Source organism: Shinella zoogloeoides, from assembly GCF_020883495.1.
Lineage (GTDB): Bacteria > Pseudomonadota > Alphaproteobacteria > Rhizobiales > Rhizobiaceae > Shinella > Shinella zoogloeoides.
In genome coordinates, this window is the sequence record NZ_CP086610.1 from 3507517 (window position 1) to 3533452 (window position 25936).

Annotated in this window: 25 protein-coding genes; 14 read left to right on the plus strand and 11 right to left on the minus strand. The window is 63.2% G+C overall.

Translation table 11 applies throughout. From position 1 onward, the window contains the following. Positions 1 to 97: 97 nt before the first annotated feature. The 3 genes from leuS to holA are packed head-to-tail and all read left to right on the plus strand — an operon-like array spanning position 98 to position 4281. The gene (gene leuS, locus K8M09_RS17250; protein WP_160786179.1) at positions 98 to 2728 is read left to right on the plus strand and encodes a leucine--tRNA ligase; all 2631 of its coding nucleotides are present in this window, start codon (positions 98 to 100) and stop codon (positions 2726 to 2728) included. After that, on the plus strand, positions 2715 to 3239 hold the full coding sequence (gene lptE, locus K8M09_RS17255) for an LPS assembly lipoprotein LptE (RefSeq protein WP_160786178.1): 525 nt from the start codon (positions 2715 to 2717) through the stop codon (positions 3237 to 3239). The genes leuS and lptE overlap by 14 nt, the downstream gene beginning before the upstream one ends. 7 nt (positions 3240 to 3246) lie before the next feature. Beyond that, positions 3247 to 4281 (plus strand): DNA polymerase III subunit delta, encoded by a 1035-nt coding sequence (holA, locus tag K8M09_RS17260; protein ID WP_160786177.1) that lies wholly within the window; start codon positions 3247 to 3249, stop codon positions 4279 to 4281. 15 nt (positions 4282 to 4296) lie between these two features. Here holA and K8M09_RS17265 read toward each other — a convergent pair whose 3' ends face one another. The 8 genes from K8M09_RS17265 to hemE form a co-directional block, all read right to left on the minus strand. After that, complete coding sequence (locus K8M09_RS17265; RefSeq protein WP_160786176.1) at positions 4297 to 5184, minus strand: ParB/RepB/Spo0J family partition protein; 888 nt, start codon at positions 5182 to 5184, stop codon at positions 4297 to 4299. 24 nt (positions 5185 to 5208) lie between these two features. Continuing rightward, positions 5209 to 6003: a ParA family protein gene (locus K8M09_RS17270; protein ID WP_160786175.1), complete on the minus strand. Its 795-nt coding sequence runs from the start codon at positions 6001 to 6003 to the stop codon at positions 5209 to 5211. A 15-nt stretch (positions 6004 to 6018) separates the two neighbouring features. Then, positions 6019 to 6651 carry a 16S rRNA (guanine(527)-N(7))-methyltransferase RsmG gene (gene rsmG / locus K8M09_RS17275; RefSeq protein ID WP_160786174.1) on the minus strand — a complete coding sequence of 211 codons (633 nt, stop codon included), beginning with the start codon at positions 6649 to 6651 and terminating at the stop codon, positions 6019 to 6021. After that, the gene (gene mnmG, locus K8M09_RS17280) at positions 6648 to 8537 is read right to left on the minus strand and encodes a tRNA uridine-5-carboxymethylaminomethyl(34) synthesis enzyme MnmG (protein WP_160786173.1); all 1890 of its coding nucleotides are present in this window, start codon (positions 8535 to 8537) and stop codon (positions 6648 to 6650) included. Before mnmG ends, rsmG begins: the two co-directional genes overlap by 4 nt. Positions 8538 to 8603: 66 nt before the next feature. Then, the gene (gene mnmE / locus K8M09_RS17285) at positions 8604 to 9929 is read right to left on the minus strand and encodes a tRNA uridine-5-carboxymethylaminomethyl(34) synthesis GTPase MnmE (protein WP_160786172.1); all 1326 of its coding nucleotides are present in this window, start codon (positions 9927 to 9929) and stop codon (positions 8604 to 8606) included. Between the two features lie 127 nt (positions 9930 to 10056). After that, positions 10057 to 11322 (minus strand): transcription termination factor Rho, encoded by a 1266-nt coding sequence (rho, locus tag K8M09_RS17290; RefSeq protein WP_206366670.1) that lies wholly within the window; start codon positions 11320 to 11322, stop codon positions 10057 to 10059. 185 nt (positions 11323 to 11507) lie between these two features. Beyond that, a complete protein-coding gene (gene hemJ / locus K8M09_RS17295; RefSeq protein WP_160786171.1) occupies positions 11508 to 12047 on the minus strand; it encodes a protoporphyrinogen oxidase HemJ in 540 nt (179 codons plus the stop codon). Beyond that, complete coding sequence (gene hemE, locus K8M09_RS17300) at positions 12044 to 13078, minus strand: uroporphyrinogen decarboxylase (RefSeq protein ID WP_160786170.1); 1035 nt, start codon at positions 13076 to 13078, stop codon at positions 12044 to 12046. Before hemE ends, hemJ begins: the two co-directional genes overlap by 4 nt. Positions 13079 to 13484: 406 nt before the next feature. Here hemE and K8M09_RS17305 point away from each other — a divergent pair, with 406 nt between their 5' ends. The 5 genes from K8M09_RS17305 to dnaQ are packed head-to-tail and all read left to right on the plus strand — an operon-like array spanning position 13485 to position 17072. Then, positions 13485 to 14306, plus strand: coding sequence for a pyruvate, water dikinase regulatory protein (locus K8M09_RS17305; RefSeq protein ID WP_160786169.1), 822 nt, complete (start codon positions 13485 to 13487; stop codon positions 14304 to 14306). 25 nt (positions 14307 to 14331) lie between these two features. Then, the gene (locus tag K8M09_RS17310; RefSeq protein WP_160786168.1) at positions 14332 to 14928 is read left to right on the plus strand and encodes a Maf-like protein; all 597 of its coding nucleotides are present in this window, start codon (positions 14332 to 14334) and stop codon (positions 14926 to 14928) included. Then, on the plus strand, positions 14921 to 15778 hold the full coding sequence (locus K8M09_RS17315) for a shikimate dehydrogenase (RefSeq protein WP_160786167.1): 858 nt from the start codon (positions 14921 to 14923) through the stop codon (positions 15776 to 15778). The genes K8M09_RS17310 and K8M09_RS17315 overlap by 8 nt, the downstream gene beginning before the upstream one ends. Beyond that, positions 15778 to 16368 carry a dephospho-CoA kinase gene (coaE, locus tag K8M09_RS17320; protein WP_160786166.1) on the plus strand — a complete coding sequence of 197 codons (591 nt, stop codon included), beginning with the start codon at positions 15778 to 15780 and terminating at the stop codon, positions 16366 to 16368. The genes K8M09_RS17315 and coaE overlap by 1 nt, the downstream gene beginning before the upstream one ends. Further along, entirely contained in the window at positions 16368 to 17072 is a 705-nt protein-coding gene (gene dnaQ, locus K8M09_RS17325; protein WP_160786165.1) for a DNA polymerase III subunit epsilon, read from the plus strand. Before coaE ends, dnaQ begins: the two co-directional genes overlap by 1 nt. 86 nt (positions 17073 to 17158) lie before the next feature. Here the strand turns inward: dnaQ and secB are convergent, their stop codons facing one another. Next, positions 17159 to 17635 carry a protein-export chaperone SecB gene (gene secB, locus K8M09_RS17330; RefSeq protein ID WP_160786164.1) on the minus strand — a complete coding sequence of 159 codons (477 nt, stop codon included), beginning with the start codon at positions 17633 to 17635 and terminating at the stop codon, positions 17159 to 17161. 73 nt (positions 17636 to 17708) lie between these two features. Then, positions 17709 to 18167 carry an FxsA family protein gene (locus K8M09_RS17335; RefSeq protein WP_160786163.1) on the minus strand — a complete coding sequence of 153 codons (459 nt, stop codon included), beginning with the start codon at positions 18165 to 18167 and terminating at the stop codon, positions 17709 to 17711. A gap of 152 nt (positions 18168 to 18319) precedes the next feature. On the opposite strand from K8M09_RS17335, the gene K8M09_RS17340 reads away from it, so the two are divergent. The 5 genes from K8M09_RS17340 to gyrB all read left to right on the plus strand — a co-directional run bounded on the left by K8M09_RS17340 (position 18320) and on the right by gyrB (position 23653). After that, complete coding sequence (locus K8M09_RS17340) at positions 18320 to 19024, plus strand: Tim44/TimA family putative adaptor protein (protein ID WP_160786162.1); 705 nt, start codon at positions 18320 to 18322, stop codon at positions 19022 to 19024. A gap of 11 nt (positions 19025 to 19035) precedes the next feature. Beyond that, the gene (gene mltA / locus K8M09_RS17345) at positions 19036 to 20151 is read left to right on the plus strand and encodes a murein transglycosylase A (RefSeq protein ID WP_160786161.1); all 1116 of its coding nucleotides are present in this window, start codon (positions 19036 to 19038) and stop codon (positions 20149 to 20151) included. After that, positions 20138 to 20707: a Smr/MutS family protein gene (locus tag K8M09_RS17350; RefSeq protein WP_160786160.1), complete on the plus strand. Its 570-nt coding sequence runs from the start codon at positions 20138 to 20140 to the stop codon at positions 20705 to 20707. Before mltA ends, K8M09_RS17350 begins: the two co-directional genes overlap by 14 nt. Continuing rightward, on the plus strand, positions 20704 to 21084 hold the full coding sequence (locus K8M09_RS17355) for a helix-turn-helix domain-containing protein (protein ID WP_160786159.1): 381 nt from the start codon (positions 20704 to 20706) through the stop codon (positions 21082 to 21084). Before K8M09_RS17350 ends, K8M09_RS17355 begins: the two co-directional genes overlap by 4 nt. Positions 21085 to 21220: 136 nt before the next feature. Next, positions 21221 to 23653, plus strand: coding sequence for a DNA topoisomerase (ATP-hydrolyzing) subunit B (gene gyrB / locus K8M09_RS17360; protein ID WP_160786158.1), 2433 nt, complete (start codon positions 21221 to 21223; stop codon positions 23651 to 23653). Between the two features lie 42 nt (positions 23654 to 23695). Here the strand turns inward: gyrB and K8M09_RS17365 are convergent, their stop codons facing one another. After that, positions 23696 to 24289 carry a nitroreductase family protein gene (locus K8M09_RS17365; protein ID WP_160786157.1) on the minus strand — a complete coding sequence of 198 codons (594 nt, stop codon included), beginning with the start codon at positions 24287 to 24289 and terminating at the stop codon, positions 23696 to 23698. Between the two features lie 170 nt (positions 24290 to 24459). Between K8M09_RS17365 and gabD the strand changes: the two genes are divergently transcribed. Next, positions 24460 to 25911, plus strand: a complete 1452-nt coding sequence (gabD, locus tag K8M09_RS17370; RefSeq protein WP_160786156.1) for an NADP-dependent succinate-semialdehyde dehydrogenase — start codon at positions 24460 to 24462, stop codon at positions 25909 to 25911. Positions 25912 to 25936: the final 25 nt, after the last annotated feature.

Here is a 25936-nt window from a genome sequence, read left to right on the forward strand (position 1 = left end):
GACGCTTCGGCGGTTTCATGATGAAGGTCTCGGCACCATATTCGCATGGGCGGACCGCCCGCCAAAACCTCCAAAAGACTTCCGGAACATCAAAGACATGGCCACCGAACGTTACAATCCGCGCGATGCCGAACCCCGCTGGCAGGCAAAATGGAATGAAGACGACGTCTTCCTGACGAAGAACGACGATCCGCGCGAAAAGTACTACGTCCTCGAGATGTTCCCCTATCCGTCGGGCCGCATTCACATGGGCCACGTGCGCAACTACGCCATGGGCGACGTCGTCGCCCGCTACAAGCGCGCGCGCGGCTATAACGTCCTGCATCCGATGGGCTGGGACGCCTTCGGCATGCCCGCCGAAAACGCCGCCATGCAGAACAAGGTACACCCGAAGGGCTGGACCTATGAAAACATCGCAACGATGCGCAAGCAGTTGAAATCCATGGGCCTGTCGCTCGACTGGTCGCGCGAGTTCGCCACCTGTGACGTCGAGTATTACCACCGCCAGCAGCACCTCTTCCTCGACTTCCTGGAAAAGGGCCTCGTCTACCGCAAGCAGTCCAAGGTGAACTGGGACCCGGTCGACCACACGGTTCTCGCCAACGAACAGGTCATCGACGGTCGCGGCTGGCGCTCGGGCGCGCTCGTCGAGCAGCGCGAGCTGACCCAGTGGTTCTTCCGCATCACCGATTTCAGCCAGGATCTGCTCGATTCGCTGGAAACGCTCGACCAGTGGCCGGAAAAGGTCCGGCTGATGCAGAAGAACTGGATCGGCCGCTCGGAAGGCATGCTGGTGCGCTGGGAAGTGGCCGAGGGCGCGGGCCTGACGACCGAAAAGGACGTCACCGTCTATACGACCCGCCCCGACACGCTGTTCGGCGCCTCGTTCCTCGCCATCTCCGCCGATCACCCGCTGGCCCGGGAAGTCTCTGCGAAGAACGCCGAGATCATGGCCTTCTGCGAAGAATGCCGCCGCGCCGGCACCTCGCTCGCCGCGCTCGAAACCGCCGAGAAGAAGGGCATGGACACGGGCATCCGCGTGCGCCATCCCTTCGACCCGAACTGGGAACTGCCGGTCTATGTCGCCAACTTCGTGCTGATGGACTACGGCACGGGCGCCATCTTCGGCTGCCCCTCCGGCGACCAGCGCGACCTGGACTTCGCCCGCAAATACGATCTGCCGGTCGTGCCCGTCGTGATGCCGAAGGACGGCGACGCCGCCACCTTCGCTATCGCGGATGAGGCCTATATCGGCGACGGCGTGATGATCAATTCGCGCTTCCTGGATGGCCTCAGCACCGAAGCCGCCTTCGAGGAAGTCGCAAAGCGCCTCACCACCGCCACGCTGGGCAATGCGCCGGTGGGCGAACGCAAGGTCAACTTCCGCCTGCGCGACTGGGGCATCTCGCGTCAGCGCTACTGGGGCTGCCCGATCCCGGTCATCCATTGCGACGACTGCGGCGTGGTTCCGGTTCCCAAGGCCGATCTGCCGGTCAAGCTGCCCGACGACGTCACCTTCGACAAGCCGGGCAACCCGCTCGACCGTCACCCGACCTGGCGTCACGTCGCCTGCCCGCATTGCGGCAAGGACGCCCGCCGCGAGACGGACACGATGGATACCTTCGTCGACTCGTCCTGGTATTTCGCCCGCTTCACCGCCCCGTGGGAAAACGACCCGACGGACCCGGCCGCAGCCAATGCCTGGCTGCCGGTCGATCAGTATATCGGCGGCATCGAGCATGCGATCCTGCACCTGCTCTATTCGCGCTTCTTCACGCGCGCCATGCAGGTTGCCGGCCATCTCGACCTGAAGGAGCCCTTCAAGGGTCTCTTCACGCAGGGCATGGTGGTGCATGAAACCTATAGCCGCGCCATCGACGGCAAGCGCGAATGGGTGACGCCGGCTGAAATCCGTATCGAGGAGATCGACGGCAAGCGCCGCGCAACCCATCTCGAATCCGGCGAAGAAATCGCCATCGGCTCCATCGAGAAGATGTCGAAGTCGAAGAAGAACGTTGTCGATCCGGACGATATCATCGCCTCCTACGGCGCCGATACCGCCCGCTTCTTCGTGCTCTCCGACTCCCCGCCGGACCGCGACGTCATCTGGTCGGAAGCCGGCGTAGAAGGCGCTCACCGCTTCGTCCAGCGCGTCTGGCGCCTGATCGGCGACGCAGCGCCCGTCCTCAAGGCCGCAGAAGGCCGCCCGGGCACGGACGGCGAGGCGCTCGCCGTCGCGCAGGCCGCGCACAAGACGCTGAAGGCGGTCCAGGGCGATTACGACAAGCTCGCCTTCAACAAGGCCGTCGCGCGCATATACGAATTCGTCAACGCGCTTGCCGCACCGCTGGCCAGCGCCGCAGCCGGCAAGGCCTCGGCCGATCTCGTCTCGGCATTGCGCGAGGCCGTGGCCATCCTGATCCGCATCGTCGCCCCCATGACACCGCATCTTGCGGAAGAATGCTGGCGCGAGATCGGCGGGCAGGGGCTTGTCGCCACCTCCGCCTGGCCGGCCTATGTGGACAGCCTCGTCGCCGAAAACGAGGTCACGCTTCCCGTCCAGATCAACGGCAAGAAGCGGGCGGATTTGACAATCGCCCGCGACGCGGACCAGAGTGCCGTCGAAGCGGCCGTTCTGGCGCTGGAAGCCGTACAGGCGGCGCTCGGCGGCCAGAAGCCCAAGAAGATCATCGTCGTACCGCAGAGGATCGTGAATGTTGTTGTCTGACGGAACCGGCCTCTTTCGGCTCGCCAAGGCGCTTGCCGGCGTTGCACTCATCGGCATGCTGGCCGGATGCCAGGTACGGCCGCTCTATTCCACGCCGAACGGGACGGAAGGCAAGCTCGCCTCCGTCTCCATCTCGGAGGCTGGCGACCGCGTCGAGCAGCAGGTCAGGAACGACCTGATCTTCCTCCTTTCCGGTGGCGCAGGCGAACCGCAGAACGCCGTCTATCATCTGGAAATGGATGTCACGGTCCGAACCGTCGGCGTGCTCAACGACGTGAGAGACGATATCGCCCGTTCCGGCCGTGTCACCGTCACGGCGGACTACAATCTCGCAAGGGCCGATACCGGCGAAACCGTAACCTCCGGCAAGCGTTCGGCCATCGCCATGGTCGATTTCCCGGCTCAGGAATTCGCCAAGCTGCGCGCCATCCGCGATGCGGAAAACCGGGGCGCACGCGAGCTTGCCGAGTTGATCCGCGCCGACATCGCTTCGGCGCTGGCCCGTCGCTGAGCCGGCTATGGCGGAAGTCAAGTCGCACGAGTTCGATGCTTTCGCGAAGCGGAAGCCCTTGCCCGTGCGGCTTTTTCTTATCTACGGCCCGGACCGGGGCCTGGTTTCCGAGCGGGCGGCCACGCTCGCCGCCGCAAGCGGCGTCAATCTCGATGACGCCTTCTCCGTCGTGAAGCTGGACGCCGGCGACATCGGCAGCCAGCCCGGCCGCCTGATCGACGAAATGAATGCCATCGGCCTTTTCGGCGGCGAGCGCCTCGTCTGGATTCGCAATGCCGGCAGCGAGAAGGGGCTTGCCGATGGCCTCGATATCCTCGCCGGTCAGCCCCCTGGTCCTTCCACACTCATCATCGAGGCCGGAGACCTGAAGAAGGGGGCCGCCTTACGCAAGGCGGCCGAATCCGCATCGCAAGCCGTCGCCATCGCCTGCTATGCGGATGACGGGCGCGCCCTTCAGGCGCTGATCGACCAGGAACTCGCCGCGGAAGGACTACGCATTTCGCCGGCCGCTCGTGAACGCCTGATGGAAACCATCGGCGGCGACCGGCTCGCCTCACGCAACGAAGTGCGAAAACTCGCTCTCTATTGCCGCGGCAGGGAGCTGATCGAGGAAGGGGATGTGGAGGAAATCGTCGGCGACGCCAGCGCGATCTCCACGGACGACGCCATCGATGCCATCCTCAAGGGCGACCGCGAGGGCTTTCTCCATGCGATCCAGAAGATCGTGTCCTCCAAGACGCCGGTCTTTCTCGTCCTGCAGGGTTGCCTGCGCCAATTCCAGCTCCTGGAGCTGATGCGGGCGGAAATGGATGAGAAGCGCGCGCCCGCCGCGCAGGCAATGGCGACACTCGGCCGCCATCTGCACTTCCGCCGCAAGCCTATCGTCGAGAATGCCCTGAAAACATGGACGGGTCCCGCACTTCGCCGGGAAGCCCAGCGCCTTCAGGCCGCCATCCTGCAAAGCCGTCAGCGCCCCGCTCTGGAAGATACGATCGCCATGCAGACGATGCTGGCGGCCGTGCTTCAATCCGCAAGGCGCTGAATCCGGCTAAAGAAACTACCGTCGCTCAAGAAGCCGGCAGATTTCTTCCAACTGTTCCAATGTCTTGTAAGCGATGCGGAGATGGCCGCCATTGCCCTTGTGGTTCACGCTGACCTCAAGGCCGAGCACATCCGACAGCGTGCGTTCAAGCGCCAGCGTGTCCGTATCCTTCTCTTCCCTGCGGCCCTGCACGGGCGCCGGTTCACCCTGCGCCTTGATATCGTTCTGCGCGATCCGCTCTGCATCACGAACGGACATGCCCTTGGCAACGATCGTCTTTGCGAGCGCCGTGGGATCGGAGGTCGGGATCAGCGCACGGGCATGGCCGGCGGAGAGCGTGCCGGAGGCCAGCATGTCGCGCACGGGCTCCGGCAGTTTCAGCAGCCGCAGGCTGTTGGCCACATGGCTGCGACTCTTGCCGATGATCTCCCCGAGATCGTTCTGCGTATAGCCGTGGTCGGCGATCAGCAGTTCATAGCCCATCGCCTCTTCCAGCGGGTTGAGGTCGGAGCGCTGCACATTTTCCACGATGGCGATTTCCAGCGCTGTCCGGTCGTCGACATCGCGGATGATCACCGGAATATCAGTCAGGCCGGCAAGCTGCGCCGCCCGCCAGCGGCGCTCGCCGGCAATGATCTCGAAGCGGTTGTCAGCAATGGTCCGCACCACGACCGGCTGGACGATGCCGTGCTGGCGGATCGACGAGGCAAGGTCCTGCAATTCCGATTCGTCGAAATAGCGGCGCGGATTGCGCGGGTTGCGGCCGACGAACTCGATCGGCACCAGCCGATCCGGATTGACCGACGGCTGGCTGCCGACATCGGCGGCCGGGAGCTGGTCCATTTCACCGATCAGCGCGGCAAGGCCGCGGCCGAGGCGCCGTTTGGAATTGTCATCGTTCATCGGCTCTACTCACAGATACTGAATTCAGGCAGCCTTGCGCTGCCTTTCCCGCTGGATCACTTCGGAGGCAAGCTGAAGATAGGCCTGGCTTCCGGCGCATTTGAGATCGTAGAGGATGGCCGGCTTCCCGTAGGAGGGCGCCTCCGAGACGCGCACATTGCGCGGAATGAGCGTGTGATAGACTTTTTCACCCAGATGGGTGCGCACATCGTTCACCACCTGCTGCGCAAGATTATTGCGCGAGTCGAACATGGTCAGAACGATGCCCTGGATATCGAGCCGCGGATTGACCGTGCGGCGCACCTGATCGACCGTCTCCAGCAACTGGCTAAGCCCTTCCAGCGCGAAGAATTCGCACTGTAAGGGCACCAGAACGGAATGGGCGGCGGCAAGCGCGTTCATCGTCAGAAGATTGAACGACGGCGGGCAATCAACCAGCACGTAAGAGTAAGACAGTGCATCCGCAGCAGCGAGGGCGCGCTTCAGGCGGAAGACGCGATCGCTCTGCTGGGCGATTTCCATCTCGATACCGAGCAGGTCCATGGTGGACGGAATGATCGAGAGGTTCGGCACAGCGGTTTCAAGCGCCGTATCGGCAACGCTGTGGCTGCCGATCAGAAGATCGTAGGAGGACAGCTCACGGCTCCGGCGATCGATGCCGAGACCCGTGCTGGCATTGCCCTGCGGATCGAGGTCGACGATGAGTACGCGTTCGCCGATTGCGGCAAGCGCCGTCGCCAGGTTGATGGCCGTCGTCGTCTTGCCGACGCCGCCCTTCTGGTTGGCAATGGTGATGATCCGGTTCTTCTCGCCTATCATGGACGCCGCCAATCACTAAGGTTTTCGCGAAAGATTCGACAATTCGAGCACAACGGAATCCGGCTCGACGATACTGGCATGTTTTACCAGATCGAATCTCCACCGACCAAGCGCTTTATCGATCTCCCGCTGGTAATCCCGGCCTTTGTGCAGGAAAAACCGAAGGTCGGCATTGCGTTCTGCCCAGGGCAGGCCGAACTCCATCAGAAGATCGAGATCCGCCAGGGCACGCGCCGAGATCGCATCGCATCGCTCGATGACCGCCGGAGCTTCTTCGATTCGGATCGCGTGAACCGAAGCACGTGCCCCCGTTTCCAGAATGGCCCGGCGCAGGAAGGCCGCTTTTTTGTTGTTGCTTTCGACCAGATGAACCCAGCCACCTCCGACGCCGGCCAGCAAGACCCCGGTAACGATGCCCGGAAACCCGCCGCCGCTGCCCAGATCGACCCAGTTGCGAGCCTTGGGCTGAAGCGCAAAAATCTGCGCACTGTCGACGATATGTCTGTTCCACGTTTCCGCGAGTGTGGAAGGGGCGACGAGATTGATCGTTTTCGCCCATTTCTGAAAGAGGGCGACGAAGGTGTCGAGCCGATCCAAGGTTTCACGTGAAACATCGAGATGGCTCAACGCACGGGGGAGGGCGTTCATGCGTTTGCGGTCCGCTGTGTCTGGCCGTTGGAAAGGCGCTTGAGATGCGCGAGAAGGAGCGTAAGTGCCGCCGGCGTCATGCCGTCAACACGCGCGGCTTGCGCAAGATTGGATGGGCGGGCGGCCGTCAGCTTCTGACGCAACTCTATGGAGAGGCCCGGTAGCAAACCGAAATCGAAATCGTCGGGAATAAGGCGCTCTTCCTCTCGCCGCGCTTCCGAAATATCCGCCTCCTGCCGGTTCATATAAACCGCATAGCCCGCCTCGATCTCGACTGCCTCCCGGACACGGGGCGAGAAGACGCCAAGCTCTTCGGGCCAGACCTGCACCAGACGAGCATAGTCGATATCGGGATAGGCGAGAAGATCGTAGGCGCTGCGGCGAACGCCGTCCTGGTTGATCCGGATACCGTGCGCTCCCGCCTCGTTCGGAGACAGCTTCAAAGCCTGAAGCCGGTCGCGCGCTGCCTGCATCTCTTCCGACCACACCCTGAATCGATCTCGTCGCCCCGCGGCAACCAAACCGAGCTCAATGCCGAGCGGCGTCAAGCGCACATCCGCATTATCCGCCCGCAGGGACAGCCGATACTCAGCTCTCGACGTGAACATACGATAGGGCTCCGTTACGCCCCGCGAGGTGAGGTCATCGATCATCACGCCGATATAGCTGTCGGTGCGGCTGAAGATGTGCCCCTCACCGTTCCCGGCACGGCGTGCCGCATTCAACCCTGCGACAAGCCCTTGTGCCGCGGCCTCCTCATATCCCGTCGTCCCGTTGATCTGGCCGGCAAGGAAGAGACCGGGCTGTCGCTTTACCTCCAGCGCGGCGGAAAGCTCGCGAGGATCGACATGGTCATACTCGATTGCGTAGCCCGGCTGCAGGATGGAAACCTGTTCCAGCCCGGGTATCGTGCGAATGAACGCGTCCTGTACGTCCGCTGGGAGAGATGTGGAAATACCGTTCGGATAGACCGTATCGTCATCCAGTCCCTCCGGCTCCAGGAAAATCTGGTGCCCGTCCCGCTCACCGAACTTGACGATCTTGTCCTCGATCGATGGGCAGTAACGCGGGCCAACGCCCTCGATCTGCCCCGAATACATGGCGGACTTACCGATATTTTCCTCGATGATACGATGAGTCGCCGGTGTCGTCCGCGTTACCCCGCATTCAATCTGCGGCGTGGTGATCCGATCCGTCATGAAGGAGAAGGGAACAGGTTCGTCATCCGCCGCCTGACGTCCGACAGCCGACCAATCGATCGTGCGGCCGTCGAGTCGGGCAGGGGTGCCCGTCTTCAAACGTCCAAGCCTCAATCCCAGCCGCTCGAAAGTTGCCGACAGCCCCATCGACGGTTCCTCGCCAACGCGGCCCGCCGGAATCTTTTCGTTACCGATATGAATAAGGCCACGCAGGAACGTGCCGGTCGTGATAACAATCGCCCGGCACGCGAGGCGGCGGCCATCCTTCAGAACAATCCCGGCAATCGCATCGTTCTGGAAGGTGATATCGAAGGCATCTCCCTCGACAACATCCAGGTTCGCAATGGCCGCAATCTCGGCTTGCATGGCTTCCCGATAGAGCCGCCTATCAGCCTGGGTGCGCGGTCCACGAACCGCGGGGCCCTTTCGGCGATTGAGCAAACGGAACTGAATGCCGGCGCGGTCGGCAACGCGGCCCATCAAACCATCAAGGGCGTCGACCTCTCGGACGAGGTGCCCCTTACCGAGGCCGCCGATAGCCGGATTGCAAGACATCACGCCAATGGTTGCCGCCTTGTGCGTCACGAGCGCCGTTCGTGCGCCAGTTCGCGCAGCAGCCGCGGCGGCTTCGACGCCTGCATGCCCGCCGCCAACCACAACGACATCGTAATCCATGATATCCGCCATACTCACCTACCTGTTTCACGTGAAACGTTCAAAGCGACTCGCACACGTTGCAATGTTTCACGTGAATCATTTGCCTATGCAAAACTCGGAGAAAATAACGTCAAGAAGATGCTCGACATCAACCCGACCTGTTACCCGGCCCAACGCTTGTCCCGCCAGCCGCAGGTGCTCCGCCTGTATATCCAGTCCCGCCGACTGCGCTTCCAGCGCCGACACGATATGTACGCGCGCAGTTTCAAGATGTAGCGCATGGCGTTGGCGCGTCGGCAGAGCCAGAGCGCTGCCTGACTCCATATCCGGAAGATAACTCGCCACCAGATCGAGGAGCGCAGGGATACCCTCTCCGGTTCTTACGGAAATCATAGCATCCGCCCGCACTTCACGCAAAGCAGGGAGTGCGATATCGGTTTTCGTCTGTACCCGGATAACCGGGCCGGCATAGTCGCCCAGCATCTCCTCCCAATGCGCTGCCGCATCCTCCGACAGCAGCAGAACGAGATGGGCCGTCGCCATGGAGAGCTGGGCCCGACGAATGCCCTCCCGCTCGACAATATCATCGGTCTCGCGCAAACCCGCCGTGTCATAGAGGCGAACAGCGAAGCCGGAAAGGTCCAGATCGACATGAAGGACATCCCGGGTCGTTCCCGGAATATCCGTCACAATCGCAACGTCGCGTCGGGCGAGATGGTTGAGAAGGCTCGATTTACCGGCGTTTGGTGGGCCGGCAATCACGACATGCAGACCGTCGCGCAGGATTTCACCCGCCCGTGCGCCGGAAAGATGGTTAGTAATTTCCTCTTCCAAGGCGCGCATATCGTTCCATATGGAGCCGGCAACGGAACCGGGGACGTCATCCTCATCGGCGAAATCAAGCTCCGCCTCGATCATTGCTCGACCATGCGTCAAACGTTTCGCCCACGAATCGTAAAGTCTGGACAAGCCACCCGATGCCTGTTCCACCGCAAGGCGGCGCTGCATCTCGGTCTCAGCCGCGATAAGATCGGCAAGGCCCTCTACCTCGACGAGGTCCATCCGGCCATTCGTAAAGGCGCGACGTGAAAACTCGCCGGCTTCAGCGACCCGCAAGCCCTCAAACGACGCCAGCGCGGCCAGAACCGCTTTCACCGTCGCGCGGCCGCCATGAATCTGCAGTTCAGCGCAATCTTCACCCGTAAAAGAATGGGGGCCCGGAAAGAACAGGACCAGCCCTTCATCCAGCTTGTCGCCATTGCGCTTCCGAATCGAAAGCAGTGAGGCGCGGCGCGGCGCAGGAACGGAACCGCAGAGTTGTTCAACGGCATTTCGGCTCTCCGGCCCGCTCAGGCGTATCACCGCCACACCGGAGGGCAGGCCACCGCTGGAAAGAGCAAAGATGGTGTCCGTCGCGTTCATTGGATTACCGTTTCGAGGTCGAATCGATAGGGTTTGTTTCGGATTGGAATCAAATCCATTCGCTCAAAAGAAAATGGCCCCGCTGGAAGGCGGGACCATATGTTCGAGCCTATATCAGCAAAACCGATCAGGTGTTCATCGAGTCGAAGAAATCGCCGTTGTTCTTCGTCTGCTTCAGCTTGTCGATCAGGAACTCGATCGCGTCGGTCGTGCCCATCGGGGCAAGGATACGGCGGAGAACGAAGATCTTCTGCAGGTCCTGGCGCGGCACGAGGAGGTCTTCCTTGCGCGTACCAGACTTGAGGATATCCATGGCCGGGAAGATGCGCTTGTCGGCAACCTTGCGGTCCAGCACGATTTCCGAGTTGCCGGTGCCCTTGAATTCTTCGAAGATGACTTCGTCCATGCGGCTGCCGGTATCGATGAGCGCCGTGGCGATGATCGTCAGCGAACCGCCTTCCTCGATATTACGCGCCGCACCGAAGAAGCGCTTCGGGCGCTGCAGGGCGTTGGCGTCGACACCACCGGTGAGGACCTTGCCCGAGGACGGAACGACCGTGTTGTAGGCGCGGCCAAGGCGGGTGATCGAATCGAGCAGGATGACGACGTCCCGGCCGTGCTCGACGAGACGCTTGGCCTTTTCGATGACCATCTCGGCGACCTGCACGTGGCGCGTCGCCGGCTCGTCGAAGGTGGAGGATACCACTTCGCCCTTCACCGAACGCTGCATGTCCGTCACTTCTTCCGGACGCTCGTCGATCAGGAGAACGATGAGATAACATTCCGGGTGGTTCGCCGTGATCGAATGGGCGATGTTCTGCAACAGAACCGTCTTACCCGTGCGCGGCGGTGCGACGATCAGCGCGCGCTGGCCCTTGCCGAGCGGCGCCACCAGATCGAGAACACGCGGCGAAAGATCCTTGGAGGTCGGGATATCCAGTTCCAGCTTGAAGCGCTCGTTCGGGTAGAGCGGCGTCAGGTTGTCGAAATGGACCTTGTGGCGGATTTTTTCCGGGTCGTCGAAATTGATCGTATTGACCTTGAGAAGAGCGAAGTAGCGCTCGCCTTCCTTCGGGCCGCGGATCGGGCCTTCGACCGTATCGCCGGTCTTCAGCGAGAAACGGCGAATCTGCGAAGGCGAGATGTATATATCGTCCGGGCCGGGCAGGTAGTTCGCATTGGCCGAGCGCAGGAAGCCGAAACCGTCCTGCAGCACTTCCACGACGCCCTCGCCGATGATCTCGACATCCTGCGAGGCCAGCATCTTGAGGATGGCAAACATCAGTTCCTGTTTGCGCATCGTGCTCGCGTTCTCGACCTCGAGCGATTCGGCGAAGGCAAGAAGGTCGGTCGGAGTCTTGTTCTTGAGGTCTTGTAGCTTCATTTCGGCCATGAATGGTCCATGCTGGTAATCGTCGGGATGGAAAAAGGCGTGCGGGTCAGGGACGAACTGCGCGGGGATGGGTGCAGCTCACTGAACGAAGACACATGCCACGAAAGATGAGATGGGCGGAAAATAGCGGTTCCCGTGCCGCCTCGCAAGGGGGCCTGCGAATTTCGTCCGTTTTGTCGCGCCGGTCAGAACGGTTTGACGACGACCATGACGACGATAAGGATCATCAAAGCCGCCGGCGCCTCGTTCCAGATGCGCCACTGGCGGCCGGTCCGCAGGTTGCGATCCTCCGCAAAGGCCTGCACGGCGCGGCCGTAAAACTCGTGCACGCCGGACAGCATCAGGACGAAAAGAAGCTTGGCGTGCAGCCATCCGCCCTGAAAACCATAGACGGACCAGGCGAGATAGAGGCCGAGCAGCCAGGAAAGCCCCATGGCCGGCTGCATGATGGTGCGGTAGAGCCGCTGTTCCATCACCTTGAAAGTTTCCGACTGGGCCGAACCGGGCGGCGCGTCCGTGTGGTAGACGAACAGCCGCGGCAGGTAGAGCAGCCCCGCCATCCAGGAGATGACGGCGACGATGTGCAGCGCCTTCACCCAGAGATAGAGATCGTCCGGCGGATAGAGGATCAGCAGGAGGACGACAAACGCGAAGACGGCAAGCGCAATGCCGGCGCGCCGGCGCGCCCTGCGTCCTGCCGTTTCATCCGTCTGCTTTTCGCTCACCGGCTTTCTCCGCGCACGCGCGCCACCAGCCGCGTGACATGCTCGGGATCGGCCTGCGGGGTGATGCCGTGGCCGAGATTGAAGATCAGCGGTCCGTTGCCGAGTGCCTGGAGGATGGCGTCGATCCCCTCATCGAGGGCCGTGCCGCCGGCAACGACCCGCATCGGATCGAGATTGCCCTGCACCGGCCCATCCTTCTGCAGCTCGGCCGCGAAGGACAGCGGAACCGACCAGTCGAGGCCGATGGCATCGGCCCGCGTGTCCTGACGATAGGATTTGAGCTGCAGGCCCGCCCCCTTGGCGAAGGCGATGATCTTCGCCTGCGGGCGGCGTGCCCTCACCGAATCGACGATCCGTCGCACGGGGCGCACGGCATAATCGGCAAATTCCCTCTCACCGAGCACACCCGCCCAGGAATCGAAGATCTGCACCGCATCGGCGCCGGCATCGATCTGCGCCACCAGGTAATCGGCGGAAAGATCGGCAAGCACGTCGAGCAGATGCGTGAAGGCCCGAGGTTCGCGGTAAGCGAACAGCCGGGCGGGGGCCTGGTCCGGCGTTCCATGGCCGGCGATCATATAGGTCGCAACCGTCCACGGCGCCCCGCAGAAGCCGAGCAGCGCCGTTTCCTCGGGAAGGGACTGCCGGATACGGCCGACCGTTTCCATGACCGGCCTGAGATGATCCTGAACGCCATCGCCTTTCAGGGCGAAGATGCCGTCGACATCGATCGGGTCGAGCCGAGGTCCATGCCCCTCCTCGAAGCGGACATTGCGGTGAAGCGCATCGGGAATGACAAGAATATCGGAAAAGAGGATCGCCGCATCGAAGCCATAGCGGCGGATCGGCTGCAAGGTGACCTCGGTCGCCAGTTCCGGCGAATAACACAGGTCGAGAAAACTTCCCGCCGCAGCGCGCGTCGCGCGGTACTCCGGCAGATATCGTCCTGCCTGTCTCATCAGCCAGAGGGGAGGGGGAGAAACCGTCTTGCCATTCAGGACATCGACGATCTTCCGGTTTTTCGCAGCCACCGAGGGGTTCTCCCAATCATGAAATAATCTCTTTTAAAGAGGTTTCTATTTCTTAGAGTCGGTGACTATCAAGGATTAAATCCTCTCCACAGATTGCAGGTCTGCGACAGCCGCGTGTGGACAAGGCACGGACCTGAGGGCAATTTCGGGCCGGAAATGGGGAGAGCGGGATTCTCCGTTTTGAATCAAGCAGATTCCAGCGCCTGAAGGAAGTTGCTGCCTGTGGAAAGGCTGTGGAGCGGCGCGACACTATGCCATCGGCATGAGTCTTATCCACATGCGCGCCGAATCCCTTTCCCGCTGTTTGCCGATTGTGGAAAAACCGGCACTTATCCTCTTGCCTCCGGAGCCCTCCCGCTTTTAGCTCACCGTTGTCCCGGGCGATCAACAGGGGGCGGAGGATATTGTGGAAAGCACCAAAAACTACTTCCATCTGCACCTCATTTCGGACTCGACGGGCGAGACGCTGATCGCGGCGGGTCGCGCGGCGGCGGCGCAGTTCCAGTCCTCCCAGGCGCTGGAACATGTCTATCCGCTCATCCGCAATCGCAAGCAGCTCATGCCCGTGCTCGACGCCATCGACGGCGCGCCGGGTATCGTGCTCTATACGGTGGTCGACCGGGAGCTTTCCGAAATCATCGACCAGCGCTGCCGGGAGATGGGCGTGCCCTGCGTTTCCGTGCTGGAGCCGGTGATCGACCTCTTCCAGTCCTATCTCGGCGCGCCGTCACGCCGCCGGGTGGGCGCGCAGCATGTGATGAATGCGGAATATTTCGCGCGCATCGAGGCGCTCAATTTCACGATGGATCATGACGACGGGCAATTGCCGGCCGATCTCGAGGAGGCCGATGTCATCCTCATCGGCATCAGCCGTACCTCGAAGACACCGACCAGCATCTATCTCGCCAACCGCGGCATCAAGACGGCCAATGTGCCGATCGTGCTTGGCGTGCCGCTGCCGGAGCGTCTGTCGACGGCGATCAGGCCGCTGGTTGTCGGCCTGATCGCGACAACCGACCGGATCGCCCAGGTTCGGCAGAACCGGGTGCTGGGCCAGACGCAGGATTTTCGCGGCGACGACTATATCGACCGCGCGCAGATTTCCGAGGAGCTGAAATATGCCCGCGCCATCTGCGCGCGCCACAACTGGCCGATCATCGATGTCACGCGCCGCTCCATCGAGGAAACGGCTGCCGCCATCGTTGCCCTTCGCCCCAAGCTCCGCTAACCCGGAAGGGTAACGGGAGAATTCCATGACGCCGCTGATCCTTGCCTCGCAAAGCCCCTTCCGCCGCATGCTGATGGAAAATGCCGGTCTGGCGTTCCGGGCGCAGGCCGCGGAAATCGACGAGCGCGCCGCCGAGGCGGCGCTTGCCGAACGCAACCCGACGCCGCAGGACGTGGCGGTAGCGCTCGCCATCGAGAAGGCGCGCGATGTGGCGGGGCGCAATCCCGGCGCGCTCGTCATCGGTTCGGACCAGACGCTTTCCCTCGAAGGTCGCGTGTTCCACAAGCCCGCCGACATGGCGGAAGCGAAGGGGCACCTCACGGCAATGTCGGGGCGGACCCATTCGCTCAATTGCGGCATCGCGCTGCTGCGCGACGGCGAGATTCTATGGAGCCATGTTTCCGTCGCCCATATGACGATGCGTCCCCTGTCGGAAGCCTTTATCGACCGCCATCTCGCGCGGGTCGGCACGCGGGTCCTGGCGAGCGTCGGAGCCTATCAGCTCGAAGGAGAGGGTGTGCAGCTCTTCGAGCGGATCGACGGCGACTACTTCACCATTCTCGGCCTGCCGCTGCTTCCCTTGCTGGCTAAACTTCGCGATCTCGGTGCTATCGATGCGTGATTCACGTGAAACATTCGTCCCCCACGCCTTCGTCACCGGCTATCCGGTCAAGCATTCCCGCTCGCCGCTGATCCACAGCTATTGGCTGGAAACGCTTGGGCTTGAAGGATCTTACACGCGACAGGAGGTCGTGCCGGAAAACTTCGCCGGCTTCATTGCGGGCCTCAAAAGCGGGGAATCCGGCTTCGTAGGGGGCAACATCACGATCCCCCACAAGGAGACGGCGTTCAAGCTGGCCGACCGCCCGGATGCGCTTAGCCAGGAGCTTGGCGCATCGAACACGCTCTGGATGGAAGACGGCCGGCTTCACGCGACGAATACCGACGGCTACGGTTTTCTTGCCAATCTGGATGCGACCGCGCCGGGCTGGGACAAAACGGATCGCGCCGTCATCCTCGGGGCGGGGGGCGCGAGCCGAGCGATCATCCAGGCGGTGCGTGATCGCGGCATCGCGGAAATCCATGTGGTCAACCGCACCGCCGCCCGCGCGCAGGAACTGGCCGACCGTTTCGGGCCGAAGGTGCATGCCCACGCCATGGAGGCGCTGGCGGAGGTTTCGAAAGGGGCGGGGCTTTTCGTCAACACCACCTCGCTCGGCATGGATGGCGAAGCCGCGCCGGACTTCGACTTCTCACCGCTGGCATCCGGCGCGCTGGTGACGGATATCGTCTATGTGCCGCTCGTCACGCCGATCCTGCGTCAGGCGCAGGATCAGGGGTTCGCCATCGCCGATGGACTTGGCATGCTGTTGCATCAGGCCGCGCCCGGTTTCGAGAAATGGTTCGGCAAGCGGCCGGTCGTCGATGCCGAACTTCGCCGGCGGATCCTTGCGGACATGGAGGCGCATTGATGATCGTGCTCGGCCTCACCGGATCGATCGGAACCGGAAAATCTACCACGGCGGCGATGTTCCGAAATCTCGGCGTGCCGGTACACGATGCCGATGCAACGGTGCATGACCTTTATCGCGGCGAAGCCGTCGCGCCCGTCGCGGCGCGCTTTCCCGAAGCGCTTGCGGATGGCGCCATCGACCGCAAGGCGCTTTCGGCAGCGCTCGCCCGCGCGCCGGAGCGGTTCGGCGAGCTGGAGGCGATCATCCATCCGCTCGTGCGGGCGCGGGAAATCGCTTTCGTCAAGGCCGAACGGCAGAAGGGGTCCCCGCTCGTGCTGCTCGACATTCCGCTGCTTTATGAAGCGGGCGGCGAAAGCCGGGTGGACAAGGTGGCGGTGGTCACCTGCGATCCGCAAACCCAGCGCCGGCGCGTGCTGGAGCGGCCCGGCATGACGGAGGAGAAATTCGCCCTCATCCTGTCGCGCCAGATGCCGGATGCGGAAAAGCGGCAACGGGCGGATTTCGTCATCGATACGGGGCGGGGGCTTGAAGCGGCGCGTAAACAGGTGGAAGAGATAATCGCGAAACTGACGGAACGGCGGAACTGATGCGCGAGATCATCTTCGATACGGAAACGACCGGCCTCGACAACAAGCTCGACCGCGTCATCGAAATCGGCGGCGTGGAACTGGAGAACCATTTCCCGACCGGCCGCACGCTCCATATCTTCATCAATCCCGGCGACCGGAAGGTCCATCCGGACGCGCTTGCCGTCCACGGCATCACGGACGAATTCCTGCAGGACAAGAAGCCATTTGCCGACGTCGCGCAGGACATCATCGATTTCTTCGATGGCGCCCGCTGGGTGGCGCATAACGCCAACTTCGACATGGGCTTCATCAATGCCGAATTCGGCCGGCTCGGCCTGCCGCCGGTCGCGCCGGAAAAGGTGACGGATACGCTGGCGCTCGCCCGTCGCAAGCATCCGATGGGACCGAACTCGCTCGATGCGCTCTGCCGTCGCTACGGCATCGACAATTCGCATCGCACCAAGCACGGCGCGCTTCTCGACTCCGAACTGCTGGCCGAGGTCTATATCGAAATGATCGGCGGCCGGCAGGCCGCTTTGGGCCTGGGCACCGCCGAAAGCGGCCGCAAGACGCTGGTCGAGGTGGAGGACGAGGTGATCGAGCCGCTCGGCGCACGGCCGTCGCCGCTTGCCTCCCGCCTTTCCGAAGCGGACCGCGCGGCCCATGCCGCCATGGTGGAGAAGATGGGCGCCAAGGCGATCTGGGCGAAATATAGCGGCTGAATCCGGCTCACTATCCCCTAAGCGCAAAAGAAAACGCCCGGCTACGGATGTAACCGGGCGTTTTTCATTGGGAAGCGGATCGGACCTTAGTTGGCCTGAACCTTCGCCTTGACCTGTTCTTCGGCCATGCGCTGGGCGAACATCTGGGCGAAGTCGATCGGGTCGATCATCAGCGGCGGGAAGCCGCCGTTGCGGGTGGCGTCGGCGATGATCTGGCGGGCGAAGGGGAAGAGCAGGCGCGGGCACTCGATGAAGAGAACCGGCAGCATGTGCTCCTGCGGGAAGCCCGTGATGCGGAAGACGCCGCCATAGGCGAGCTCGGCATTGAAGAGGACCTTGTCGCCATCCTTGGCTTCCGCATTCAGCGAGAGCAGGACGTCGAAGTCCGATTCGGCGAGCGGGTTCGCATTGACATTGACGCTGATATTGATGGCCGGGGCCTTGTCACGGGCCTGCAGCGACCGCGGCGCACCCGGATTTTCGAAGGAGAAGTCCTTCACATACTGCGCCAGGATCGTGAGCGAGGGGCTCGCGGCGTTGGTGTCGGTGACTGCGTCGGTCATGGAAATATCCTCGGGGACTCTGGAAAGTCAGGCCATCTAGCATTTCGGCCGGGGCCTTACAACCCTGGGGCCTTCAGCGCGGACCGTCGCGATGGAAGTCGTTTTCATCGAGATCGATGGTGCGCTGCGCGTCGGTTTGCGGTGCGCCGCCGGGCCGTATGGTGCCCATATCCACCACAACGACGTTGCGGATCAGCCGGTTCCACAGGAAGGCGCGCACGGGCGGAAGAAACAGGGCGAGACCGACGATATCGGTCAGGAAGCCGGGGATGAGAAGCAGGATGCCGGCAACGACGATCATCGCCGCATCGAGCATCTCCTTGCCGGGCGCGCGTCCGTCCTGCCCCGCCTGCCTCAGCCGCATGAGAACGCCGAAGCCCTGCACCCGCATCAGCACGATGCCCACGATGGCGGAGAACACGACGAGGGACAGCGTCGGGAAAAGGCCGATCCGTCGTCCGACAAGGATGAAACAGGCGATTTCCGCCAGCGGCAGAAGAAGAATGAAAAGCGGGATGAGGCGTCTCAGCATGGTTTCCAATGTCGCATAGATTTGGCTGGGTCGATACTGCGGCGCAAGGTTGCATGCGTCTTCGTCGCATTCACGTCATCGCCATTTGAATGATCCGTCTTTGCGGACTATATGGAAAAGGAACAAAAAACAGAAACCGCAGCGGATCGATAATGGGCTCATTCGACTTTGTAACGATTTTCTTCCTCGTGGCTGCGGTGGTCATCTTCCTGCAATTGCGCAGCGTGCTTGGCCGGCGCACCGGCAGCGAGCGTCCGCCCTTCGATCCCTATTCCAAGCGCGAGGGCGCGAGCGAGACTGATTCGGCCGATCGCGGCAAGGTCGTCACGCTGCCGCGCCGAGACGGCACGGACGAGGAGGAGAACCCCTTCGCCTCCATCGACGCTGTCGCCGCTCCGGGCACGCCGCTGAACGAACAGCTTCGCACTGTGGCCAAGGCCGACCCCTCCTTCAACCCGAAGGAATTCGCCAACGGCGCCCGCATGGCTTACGAGATGATCGTCGTCGCCTTTGCCGATGGCGACCGCAAGACGCTGAAGAACCTCCTGTCGCGCGAAGTCTATGAAGGCTTCGACGCCGCCATTTCCGAACGCGAGAGCAAGGGCGAGGTGGTGCGCTCCAGCTTCGTCGGCATCGAGAAGGCCGATATCGTCGGCGCCGAGGTCAAGGACAGCGAAGTCAACATCACGCTGCGCATCGTCAGCCAGTTGATTTCCGCCACCTATGACAAGGCCGGCGCGCTGGTCGACGGCGATGCCGAGACGGTGGCCGAGGTGAACGATCTGTGGACCTTCGCCCGCGACATCCGCTCGCGCGATCCGAACTGGAAGCTGATCGCCACCGAGTCGGAAGGCTGAGCGAGGCCCCCATGGATTACCGTCTGGTTCCGGCCCGGTTTTCGGCGCTTCCCGGCTGGGACGAGGACGATCCCACTCCCCTGATGGCGGCCATGGGCCGCTGTCGCGCGCATATTCGTGATGTCAAACCCTACAAGACAGGCTCGCTCGGCATCACCGCCGGCGAGCTTTTGACGCTTCTGGACGCCGCCGAAGCGGAACGGCCGGAAGGCCCCGCTGCCGTGCGCGCCTTCTTCGAGGCCCATTGCGTGCCCTTCCGTATCGAGAAGGCGGATGGCTCAGCGGGTTTCGTCACCGCCTTCTACGAGCCCGAAGTCGCCGTGAAGGCTGAACCGGACGAGGACTATCGCTACCCCTTCTATCGCCGGCCGGACGATCTGGTCGATATCGACGATGCCAATCGCCCCGCCGGCTTCCCGGAAGGCTATGCCTTCGGCCTCATGAAGGACGGGGCCATCATCGAGCACCCGGACCGCGGCGCGGTTGAACGGGGTTATCTTGCCGGCCGGGGCCTCGAAATCGCCTATGCGCGCTCGAAGGTCGATGTCTTCTTCGCCCATGTCCAGGGCGCGGCGCGGCTCGTCTATCCGGGCGGCGCGCTGAAGCGGATCACCTATGCCGCAAAAACCGGCCATCCCTTCTCGGCCATCGGCAAGCTCCTGATCGACCGCGGCGAGATCGACGCCGCCACCGTCTCCATGGCCTCGATCCGCGACTGGCTCGCCCGCCACGAGGATCAGGTGGACGCGGTGCTCTGGCACAACCGCTCCTTCATCTTCTTCAGGCAAGCGGCCGTGGACGACACCTCGCTCGGCCCCATCGCCGCCGCCAAGGTGCCACTGGTCGCCGGCCGCTCGCTGGCGGTCGACCGGATGATCCACACCTTCGGCCTGCCCTTCTTCATCTCCAGCGATAGCCTCACCCATATGGACGGTGGAAAGCCCTTCGGCCGGCTGATGCTGGCGCTCGATACCGGGACCGCCATCGTCGGCCCGGCGCGCGGCGATATCTTCACCGGCTCGGGCGATGCGGCGGGTGCGCTGGCCGGCCATGTGCGTAATGCCGCGACCTTCCATATCCTCATCCCCCGGGCGGCGGCGGAGCGCTACCTCCATGCCGAAGGATAAGGCGCTCACCAGTGAGGACCGCATTCTCTGGGGCAAGGTGGCGCGCAGCACGCGGGCCATGCCCGGCAAGCTTGATGCCCTGACGGAATTCGAGGCGGTCTTCGCGGAAAAGGTCGAGGAACAGAAGGCGCCGGAACCGGAAGCGAAGAAGGCCAGGGCCGACAAGGCGGCGGAGGGCATTGCGCTCACCATCGGCCGCGGCAAGGAAACCCGCCACCATCCGCTGGAGCGTCCGGTCAAGCGCAAGATCGCCAAGGGCCGGCTTGCCCTCGAGGCGCGCATCGACCTGCACGGCATGATCCAGAGCGAGGCGCACGGCTTCCTGCTCGGCTTCCTCATCAAGGCGCATGAGCGGGGCCTGCGCCATGTGCTCGTCATCACCGGCAAGGGCACCTCGCTCGGCAGCGACGGCGCGCTGAAACGCGCGGTGCCGCTCTGGTTCTCGCTGCCGGAATTCCGGCCGCTGATCTCCTCCTACGAGCCTGCCGCGCGCAACCATGGCGGCGAAGGCGCGCTCTATGTCCGCTTGGCTCGCGCACCGGGGGAGAAACGATGACGACGCCCTTCGGCAAGGCCGTGCGGCACCTGCGCGACCGCAAGGGCGTTTCCCAGAAGGAGATGGCGGTGGCGCTCGGCGTCAGCCCCGCCTATCTCTCGGCGCTGGAACACGGCAAGCGCGGCATGCCGAGCTTCGATTTCCTCCAGCGCGTCGCCGGTTACTTCAACGTCATCTGGGACGAGGCCGAGGAACTCTTCCGCATCGCCCAGATTTCCGACCCCCGCGTGGTGGTGGATACCGCCGGCCTGCCGCCGGAATATACGGCCTTCGCCAACCGGCTTTCGGCGGAAATCGCAAGCCTTCCGCCCGAGACGGTGCGCCGTCTTGCCGGCATCCTCGAAAAAGCGTGCAATAACCGGGTAAAACCCGGTTGATCCCCTGAATTCTGCCGTGTTTGCAGGCTCTCTGATTTGGAACTTGAGGGCAAAATCCCTATATTCGGAGAATCCGGAAAGCCGTGATTCGCCCCGCTTTCCCCGCCTGTCGCGAAAACTCTGGAAAGACTTTTGAATGACTGACACACCCGAGACCGAAAACGGCCCGGCCGAGTATGGCGCAGATTCGATCAAGGTCCTCAAGGGGCTGGACGCGGTGCGCAAGCGCCCCGGCATGTATATCGGCGATACCGACGACGGCTCGGGCCTGCATCACATGGTCTACGAGGTGGTCGACAACGCGATCGACGAGGCGCTGGCCGGCCATGCCGATATCGTGACGGTCACGCTCAATGCGGACGGCTCGGTGACGGTGACGGACAACGGCCGCGGTATCCCGACCGACATTCACAAGGAAGAGGGCGTCTCGGCGGCCGAGGTCATCATGACCCAGCTCCATGCCGGCGGTAAGTTCGACCAGAATTCCTACAAGGTCTCGGGCGGCCTGCATGGCGTGGGCGTCTCGGTGGTGAACGCGCTCTCCGTTTCGCTGAAGCTGAAAATCCGCCGCGCCGGCAGCATCCACGAAATGAGCTTCACCCATGGCGTGGCCGACGGCCCGCTGAAGGTGACGGGCGAGGCCGGCAGCGAGACCGGCACGGAAGTCACCTTCCTGCCTTCGTCGGAAACTTTCTCCAATATCGAGTTCGTCTATTCGACGCTGGAACACCGCCTGCGCGAACTCGCCTTCCTCAATTCGGGCGTGCGCATCCTGCTCACCGACCGTCGCCATTCCGACGTCAAGCAGGACGAGCTGATGTATGAAGGCGGCCTCGAAGCCTTCGTCACCTATCTCGACCGTGCCAAGAAGCCGCTGGTCGACAAGCCGATCGCCATTCGCGGCGAGAAGGACGGTATCACCGTCGAAGTCGCCATGTGGTGGAACGACAGCTACCACGAGAACGTGCTCTGCTTCACCAACAACATCCCGCAGCGCGACGGCGGCACGCATATGGCCGGCTTCCGCGGCGCGCTGACCCGACAGGTCGTCTCCTATGCCGAAAGCTCCGGCATCATGAAGAAGGAGAAGGTGACGCTGACCGGCGACGACTGCCGCGAAGGCCTGACCGCCGTTCTCTCCGTGAAAGTGCCGGACCCGAAATTCTCCTCGCAGACCAAGGACAAGCTGGTTTCTTCCGAAGTCCGCCCGGTCGTCGAAAGCCTCGTCAACGAGGCGCTGAGCACCTGGATGGAAGAACATCCGACCGATGCGAAGACGCTGATCGGCAAGGTGGTCGAAGCCGCCGCCGCCCGCGAGGCCGCCCGCAAGGCGCGCGAGCTGACGCGGCGCAAGGGCGCGCTCGACATTTCCTCGCTGCCCGGCAAGCTCGCCGACTGCTCCGAGCGTGACCCGGCCAAGTCCGAAGTCTTCCTCGTCGAGGGCGATTCGGCCGGCGGCTCGGCCAAGCAGGGCCGTTCGCGCGAGAATCAGGCGATCCTTCCGCTCCGCGGCAAGATCCTCAATGTCGAGCGCGCGCGCTTCGACAAGATGCTCTCCAGCCAGGAAATCGGCACGCTGATCACCGCGCTCGGCACCTCCATCGGCAAGGACGAGTTCAACGCCGACAAGCTGCGTTACCACAAGATCATCATCATGACGGACGCCGACGTCGACGGCGCCCATATCCGCACGCTGCTGCTCACCTTCTTCTTCCGCCAGATGCCGGAACTGATCGAGCGCGGCCATCTCTATATCGCCCAGCCGCCGCTCTATAAGGTGGCGCGCGGCAAATCGAGCCAGTACCTGAAGAACGAAAAGGCGCTGGAAGACTACCTGATCGGCTCGGGCCTCGACGATGCGGCGCTGGAGCTTTCCTCCGGCGAAGTGCGCGTCGGCCAGGACATCCTCGAACTCATTCAGGATGCGCTGCGCCTGCGCACGCTGCTCGACGGCCTGCATTCGCGTTACAACCGCGCCATCGTCGAACAGGCCGCCATTGCCGGCGCGCTCAACCTCGAACTCAGCCACGACCGCGAGGCCTATGCCGCCAAGGCCGTGGAAGTCGCCCACCGTCTCGACCTCATCGCCGAGGAAACGGAACGCGGCTGGGAAGGCTCCGTCGCCTCCGACGGGGGCCTGCGTTTCGAGCGCATGGTGCGCGGCGTCAAGGAATTCGCCCATATCGACATGGCGCTGATCGGCTCGTCCGACGCCCGCCATATCGACCAGCTCTCGGCCCGCCTCAAGGAAACCTACACGGTGCCGCCGGCGCTGCGCCGCAAGGACGGCCAGGTCGAGATTTCCGGCCCGCGCGCCCTGCTGGACGCGATCTTCGCCGCCGGCCGCAAGGGCCTTTCGATGCAGCGCTACAAGGGTCTTGGCGAAATGAACGCCGAGCAGCTCTGGGAAACGACGCTCGACCCGAACGTCCGCTCGCTGCTGCAGGTGAAAGTCACGGATGCGACCGATGCCGATGGCCTCTTCGCCCGCCTGATGGGCGACGAGGTGGAGCCGCGGCGCGACTTCATCCAGGAAAACGCGCTCAGCGTCGCCAACCTCGACATCTGACAGGAAAAGAGCCGCCGAAAGGCGGCTCTTTCATATGCGGGTTCAGGCGATGAAACGCCCTTCGGAAGCGAACTCCGCCACCGGCTTGCGCGTGCTCGGCACTTCGCGCTTCATCAGGTCTTCCGGCAGCGTCTCCTTCGGCGCGATCTTGCCGATGGCGGCCGCCGCCTCCACACGAAAACCGTCCGGAATGCCGAGCACGTCCGTGAGTCTGGCGCGGTCGATGCCGCCCATGCCGTGGGCGTGGTAGCCGGCATGGATCGCCTGAAGGGCGAAATAGGCCCAGGCCGCGCCCGTGTCGAAGGCATGGGTATAGGCGGGGCGCATCTCGCCGTCGGCATTCTTGCGATGGGTCTGCGAGACGATCACCACGAGCACGGAGGCCTTGTCCGCCCAGCGCCGGTTGCCGTCGTCCAGCGCATCATAGATCGCATCGAAGGCGGGGGTGCCGCGATGGCCGTAGATGAAGCGCCAGGGCTGGCCGTTGGCCGCCGAGGGCGCCCAGCGCGCAGCCTCGAACAGCGAGAGCAGCGTCGCCTGCGGCATGGCCTCGCCGGTGAAGGCGCGGGGCGACCACCGGTCGAGGAAGACGGGGGAGATGGCGTGGTCCGCGATGCGGCCGGTGGGATGGGTCATTGCATAGCCTCGAATGTAGATTTAGCGGGCGGAACCTAACCCCATCGGCGCCGTCCGCGAAGTGCTAAAATCGCTTGGCAGTCGATTGTCGAAAGGGTGGCTGAGGCCATATAACGCTTGCAACACGGCGTCATGGCGCCCGGTGGCATCGCGAAAATGGGAGATATCCGATGAGCCTCAAAGACCCGAGCCTGCTGCGTCAGGCAGCCCTTGTTGGCACCCGCTGGATCGAAGCGGACGGCAGCGGCATTGCCGTGAAGAACCCGGCGACGGGCGAGCTGGTCGGCTACGTGCCGAAGCTCGGCGCGAAGGAGACGAAGGAAGCCATCGACGCCGCAGCCGAGGCCCAGAAGGGCTGGGCCGCCCGCACCGCCAAGGAGCGCTCCGGCATTCTGCGCAAGTGGTTCGAGCTGATGATCGAGAACAAGGACGATCTCGGCCGTATCCTCACTATGGAACAGGGCAAACCGCTGGCCGAGGCCACCGGCGAAATCGTCTATGGCGCAAGCTTCGTCGAATGGTTCGCCGAAGAGGCCCGCCGCCTCTACGGCGATATCGTTCCGGGTCACCAGAAGGACAAGCGCATCCTCGTGATGAAGCAGCCGATCGGCGTCGTTGCAGCGATCACGCCCTGGAACTTCCCCAATGCCATGATCACCCGCAAGGCCGGCCCGGCCTTCGCCGCCGGTTGCGCCATGGTGCTGAAGCCCGCCTCGCAGACGCCGTTCTCGGCCATCGCGATTGCAATCCTTGCCGAACGCGCCGGCCTGCCCGCCGGCCTGTTCAGCGTCATCACCGGCTCGGCGCGCGAGATCGGCGCGGAAATGACGGCCAACCCCATCATCCGCAAGCTCACCTTCACCGGCTCGACGGAAATCGGCGCGGAGCTTTACAAGCAGTGCGCCCCGACCATCAAGAAGCTCGGCCTCGAGCTTGGCGGCAATGCGCCCTTCATCGTCTTCGACGATGCGGACCTCGATGCCGCCGTCGAGGGTGCGCTGATCGCCAAGTTCCGCAACAACGGCCAGACCTGCGTCTGCGCCAACCGGCTCTATGTGCAGGATGCCGTCTATGACGCCTTCTCCGCAAAGCTCGCCGCCGCTGTCGGCAAGCTGAAGACCGGCAACGGCTTCGAGGAAGGCGTCGTGCTCGGCCCGCTGATCGACAATGCGGCGCTGGAGAAGGTCGAGGAGCATGTCTCCGACGCTGTGAAGAAGGGCGGCCGGGTCGTGCAGGGCGGCAAGCGCCATGCGCTCGGCGGCACCTTCTACGAGGCGACCGTCATCGCCGATGTCACGCCCGACATGGCGGTGGCGAAGGAGGAGACCTTCGGCCCCGTCGCCCCGCTCTTCCGCTTCACGGATGAGAACGACGTGATCGCTCAGGCGAACGACACCGAGTTCGGCCTTGCCTCCTATTTCTACGCCAAGGACCTGTCGCGCGTCTTCCGCGTGGCCGAGGCGCTGGAATACGGCATGGTCGGCGTCAATACCGGCCTCATCTCGACGGCGGAAGCACCCTTCGGCGGCGTCAAGCTCTCGGGCCTTGGCCGCGAAGGCTCGCGCTACGGCATCGAGGAATTCACCGAGATCAAATATGTCTGCCTCGGCGGCATCGGCTGATCGGCTGTTCTGAAAAGCATCCCGG